Raw genomic sequence first — 5520 nt, forward strand, 5'->3', positions numbered from 1 at the left:
CACTTCGTGCGGCGGGGGTTCTTTCGTCCTGCGGAATGCGCTGGGAAGTCACCCCATGCGGCCAGCTGCGGGGTCTTTGTTGCGTTCGTACAAGCAACCCAACATATTTCTGAATTTGGATGGGAGGGGCTTGTCGCTGTTGGGGGGCGTTGAAGTGCGAGTGACACGTTGGGATGCGCGGGCGCCTTGGGTTGGGGCGATGCTCTGGGATGAGCCCCTTGCTTAGGTGAAGAGGGGTTTTATGGCTGAGAGGTAGTCTTTGGCTACGTCGGCCTTGTCGGCTTGGAAGTTGTGCCAGGCCCACCATTGGACGGTGGCTACGAAGCTTGAGGCTATGTGGTGGAGGAGGAAGTTGCGATCCATGGTACTGGCGGGGCCTGCGGGGTCGACAGGGACGGTTTCGGCTGCGCGCGACATGATGGTCTTGCGGAGACAGTCGGCGAAGACGCGCGAGCCGGCGCCGGCTACGAGGGCGCGTACGCCCTGACGACGATCCCAGAGGTTGTTGAGGATATGCTCGACCTGTACGAGCGGGTCATTGAGGGGTGTACCGTCATCGTCGAGGGCATGGGTGCAGATATCGCACACGAACTCAGCGAGCAGGTCATCTTTGCTCTTAAAGAGGCCGTAGAACGTTGCCCGACCCACATGGGCGCGAGCGATGATGTCGCCGACGGTAATCTTGCCGTAGTCCTCTTCGCGCAGGAGCTCGGAGAACGCCGCAACGATGGCAGCGCGGCTTTTTGCCTTGCGGGCATCCATGGCTATGCGTCCGCGTGAACGAGCAGACAGCGGAGCGTGCCGGAGCAACCCTCGTAGGGGCGTTTGCCGGCGCCGTAGCCGACGGCTTCGATGTGGTAGCGTGAGGGCAGTTGGTCGGACGTGCGCAGCGCGGTGACGATGGCGGCGCCCGTTGGCGTCACGAGCTCGCCGGCGACCGGTGCAGGCGTGAGGGCGATATTGCCTGCCTGGCACAGGTTGACGACAGCGGGCACCGGGATGGGCATGAGGCCGTGGGCGCAGCGGATGGTGCCGTGACCTTCGGAGAGCGACTCGACCACAACATCCTCAATGCCCAGGTCGTCGAGGCAGATGGCGACCGAGCAGACGTCGACGATGGAGTCGACAGCGCCCACCTCGTGAAACAGGACGGTGTCGGGCGTTTTGCCGTGAGCTTTGGCCTCGGCAGCAGCGAGTGCGGTAAAGATGGCGAGGGCACGACGCTTGGCGCCATCGCTTAGCTGTGAGCCGTCGATGATGGCGGTGACGTCCGCCAAAGAACGGTGGTGATGGTGGTGGGCGTGGTGATGGTCCTCGTGGCCATGACCGTGGCCCTCATGGCAATGCTCGTGGCAGTGCTCGTGTTCGTGTTCGCCATGATCATGATGGTGGTGCTCATGCTCGTGCGTGTGCTCGGCAGCTGCCTCGTTGCCGAAGAGCCAGGCCATGTCATGGTCGTGGTTCTCGAGCTCCTCTGCCAACTGAACGTCAAAGTCGCAGGCGTCGATGCCATGCTTGTTTGCACGCGTGACGGCGATCGTAAAGCCGTCGACCGGCAGCGTGGCGAGCTGTTCGCGCAGGTGCTCCTCGCTGGCGCCCAGGTCGAGCAGGGCCGCGACGGTCATATCGCCGCTGATGCCCGAGGTGCCGTCGATGATAAGCGTATGCTGATGGTTGGACATGGAATGCTCCTTAACGGGCGCAGGGTGTTCCGGCGCTCAGATGATTGATAAGACTTGCCTGGTAGGCGGCACCAAAGCCATTGTCGATATTGACGACCGAAACGCCGCTGGCGCAGGAGTTGAGCATGGCGAGCAGCGCGGCTACGCCACCAAAGCTCGCGCCGTAGCCCACGCTGGTGGGAACGGCAATGACCGGACAGCTTACCAGACCGCCGATAACGCTCGCCAGCGCGCCCTCCATGCCGGCGATGGCGATGACCACCTGTGCCTGGGCAAGTTCCTCGGCATGCGCGAGCAAGCGGTGCAGGCCGGCGACACCTACGTCGTAGAGGCGGTCGACCTCGTTGCCGTAGAACTCGGCCGTCAACGCGGCTTCTTCGGCGACGGGCAAGTCGCTCGTGCCGGCGCAGGCGACAACGATGCGTCCGTTACCGGTAGGGGAGGGCTTACCGCCCACGAGGGCGAGCTGGGCGTTCGGGACATATCCCAGGTCAATCCCGTTGTCGAGAAGCTCCGAGGTACGGGTTGCCTTCTCGGCGTCCAAGCGCGTGACTAGGATGCGCTCCTGACCGGCATCGCGCAGCGCTTTGATAATGGCTGCAATCTGCTCGGCGGTTTTACCGGCGCCGTAGACAACCTCACCGGCCCCCTGGCGCACCCCGCGCGAAAGATCGAGCTGCGCAAAACCCAGATCGGCGGTTGGCGCCGTTTGGATGCGCGTAAGAGCGACTGCCGGGGTGACTGCTCCGTCGGCAACATCGCTTAGTAACTGCTCAAGATCTCGCTTATCCATATATCTTCCCTTCGACGGCGCAAAGTCTAGCACTCAAAGGGTATGTTTCCGAACACTAAGACAAAATTGTTCGGAAACTAGATATAGGGGATTTGATTCTGTTGTTAGATGGATCGGCTAGTCACACAGGATGATATCCATGGCGAGCATCAGGTTGCGCTCGTCGATGGCAAACGGGGCGGCCTCGCGCGTCTTGGGCTTGGCGCAAAATGCGATGCCCGTGCCCGCGGCCTGAATCATGGGGATGTCGTTGGCACCGTCGCCGATCGCCACGGTATGGGCCATATCGACACCGCACTCAACCGCCCAATCCAGTAGCTGGATAAGCTTGGATTCCTTGGTCACAATGTCTGCCGCCAGCTTGCCCGTGAGCTTGCCGTCTACGACCTCCAGGCGGTTGGCCAGGCAAAAATCGATGCCCGCGGCAGCTACGATCTTGTCGGCGACCTCGTGGAAGCCGCCGCTTACCACGCCGACCTTCCAGCCCTTGCTGTGCGCCGAGCGCACAAGCTCCAGTGCGCCAGGGGTAAACGTCACGCGCTCAAAGGTGCGCTCGAAAACGCTCTCGTCCAGGCCGGCAAGCAGCCCCACGCGCTCCTCGAGCGCCTGCTTAAAGTCGAGCTCGCCGCGCATGGCGCGTTCGGTGATCCGCGCAACTTGCCCGCCCACGCCTGCCTCCTCGCCCAACAGGTCGATGACCTCCTGGTTGATGAGCGTGGAATCGATATCCATAACGATGAGGCGTGCAGTCATGGTGGGCCTTTCCGAGTGCAGTTGTATTGTAGGCACATTGTCGCACGCGGCGCGCCTTGGCGACGGCCAGGCCGCGTCAATTGTTTCGTCTCCGTCAAGTCTTTGAGCGGGAGCCACTTTTTCGCGGTACATCGGCGCGGGTGCGATAAGATAGAACGCCATGTCCGGCTGCGCGGTTTACGCAGGCTGGGCAAATCTGTACGACGCCGCCCGGAACGACACGGGGCGGCACAGATCCATAAAGGAGGATCACTGGTATGAGCCAGACCCGTCCCATCGACGAGCATTCCATGCACACCCGTACCTGCGGCGAGCTTCGCCGCGAGAACGTGGGCGAAGAGGTTACCCTTACCGGTTGGGTGAGCCGTCGCCGCGACCACGGCGGCCTTATTTTCTGCGACCTTCGCGACCGCGAGGGCATCACGCAGCTTACCTTCGATCCCGAGCACTCCGACGGCGATGCCTTTAAGATCGCCGAGACCATGCGTCCCGAGTGGCCCATCAAGATTCACGGCGTCGTGCGTGCCCGTGGCGAGGAAACCACCAACGCCAAGCTCGCGACCGGCGAGATCGAGGTCCTGACCGACCACGCCGAGGTGCTCAACACCTCCGTCACCCCGCCGTTCCAGATCGAGGACGGCATCGAGACCAGCGAGGACACCCGTCTGCGCTATCGCTATCTGGACCTCCGTCGTCCCGAGATGATGGCCAACCTCAAGCTGCGCTCCGACTTCACCTTTGCCATTCGCGAGGCGCTTCACAACCGTGAGTTCATGGAGGTCGAGACGCCCTCCCTGTTCAAGTCCACGCCCGAGGGCGCTCGAGACTTCATCGTTCCCAGCCGTATTCAGCCGGGTAACTTCTACGCCCTGCCGCAGTCCCCGCAGCTCCTAAAGCAGCTGCTCATGGTCGGTGGCGTCGAGCGCTACTACCAGGTTGCCAAGTGCTTCCGCGACGAGGACTTGCGTGCCGACCGTCAGCCCGAGTTCACCCAGGTCGATATCGAGATGTCCTTCGTGGACCAGAACGACGTCATGAGCGCACTCGAAGAGGTCCTGGCTGATGCTTTCGGTCGCATGGGTGTCGAGATGCCCACGCCGCTGCGTCGCATGGACTACTGGGAGGCCATGGACACCTATGGCTCCGACAAGCCCGATACCCGCTATGGCATGCATCTGGTCGATCTGACCGACATCTTTGCCAACTCCAAGTTCAAGGTCTTTGCGACTGCCGCAAACGAGGAGGGCTCTGTCGTCAAGGCCATCAACGCCAAGGGCGCCGGTGCCTGGGCACGTGCCAAGATCGATAAGCTCGCCGGCGTGGCCTCCACGTTTGGCGCCAAGGGTCTGGCCTGGATCGCTTTCCGCGAGGACGGCTCCATCAACAGCCCCATCGTCAAGTTCTTCTCGGACGAGGAGATGGCGGCTCTGCGCGAGCGCATGAACGTCGAGCCTGGCGACCTCGTGATGTTCGCCGCCGGCCCGCGCCTGCTCTCTGACGAGATCCTGGGCGGCATGCGTTCTCACATGGCCAACGCACTCGAGATCAAACGCGAGGGTCACGACTTCCTGTGGGTCGTCAACTTCCCGCTGTTCCACTGGGATGAGGACCGCAAGGCCTATGCAGCCGAGCACCAGCCGTTCACTCTGCCGACCGAGACCGACATCGCCAAGATCGAGGCCGACCCGTTGGCTGCCGGTTCCTGCACCTACGACTTTGTCATGGACGGTTTTGAGGCCGGCGGCGGTGGCATGCGCATCCATAACGCCGAGATGCAGATGTCCATGCTCAAGCTCCTGGGCTTTACCGAGGAGCGCGCCGAGTCGCAGTTTGGCTTCCTCATGGAGGCGCTCAAGTTTGGTGCGCCCCCGATGGGCGGTTTTGCCCTGGGTCTGGACCGCGTGTGCATGCTGCTTACCGGCTCCGATTCTATCCGCGACGTCATGGCGTTCCCCAAGACGGCCAGCGGCTCCGACCTCATGTCGGGCGCCCCGAGTGCCGTTTCCGGCGCCCAGCTCAAGGACGTCAGCCTGCGCTTGATGTAGGCGAGCGGCTGCATATTGTCTCTAATGAGGGAAGGACGCGTGCCTTCCCTCGTTTTTTTGCGCGGGCGTTGCGAGGGCATAGGGTGACCGGACGTCGCGGAAAGTGCGTCCCGGGATCTGCGTCCAGAATGGGCCGCGCTTTCCCAAAGGTGGTCCTCTGGGAAAGCGCGGCCCAGAATTCGGCAAAATAATGGGGCACAGTTTCCGGTTGAGCCTTCTGGCGGAAACTGTGTCCCATCGTTGACAC

Annotated in this window: 5 protein-coding genes; 1 reads left to right on the plus strand and 4 read right to left on the minus strand. The window is 62.4% G+C overall.

What is annotated here, in order from left to right; all coding sequences use genetic code 11:
- Positions 1 to 222: 222 nt before the first annotated feature.
- From ACQRC0_RS08520 to serB, 4 genes are all read right to left on the minus strand, one after another.
- Positions 223 to 762 (minus strand): TetR/AcrR family transcriptional regulator, encoded by a 540-nt coding sequence (locus tag ACQRC0_RS08520; protein WP_154517701.1) that lies wholly within the window; start codon positions 760 to 762, stop codon positions 223 to 225.
- A 2-nt stretch (positions 763 to 764) separates the two neighbouring features.
- Complete coding sequence (locus ACQRC0_RS08525) at positions 765 to 1682, minus strand: LarC family nickel insertion protein (protein ID WP_427729273.1); 918 nt, start codon at positions 1680 to 1682, stop codon at positions 765 to 767.
- A gap of 10 nt (positions 1683 to 1692) precedes the next feature.
- Entirely contained in the window at positions 1693 to 2475 is a 783-nt protein-coding gene (larB, locus tag ACQRC0_RS08530; RefSeq protein WP_427719817.1) for a nickel pincer cofactor biosynthesis protein LarB, read from the minus strand.
- A 117-nt stretch (positions 2476 to 2592) separates the two neighbouring features.
- Complete coding sequence (gene serB, locus ACQRC0_RS08535) at positions 2593 to 3228, minus strand: phosphoserine phosphatase SerB (protein WP_427729275.1); 636 nt, start codon at positions 3226 to 3228, stop codon at positions 2593 to 2595.
- A 257-nt stretch (positions 3229 to 3485) separates the two neighbouring features.
- On the opposite strand from serB, the gene aspS reads away from it, so the two are divergent.
- Entirely contained in the window at positions 3486 to 5273 is a 1788-nt protein-coding gene (aspS, locus tag ACQRC0_RS08540; protein WP_427729277.1) for an aspartate--tRNA ligase, read from the plus strand.
- The last annotated feature ends 247 nt before the right edge of the window (positions 5274 to 5520 follow it).

This window comes from Collinsella sp. SGI.033, from assembly GCF_050315135.1.
Lineage (GTDB): Bacteria > Actinomycetota > Coriobacteriia > Coriobacteriales > Coriobacteriaceae > Collinsella.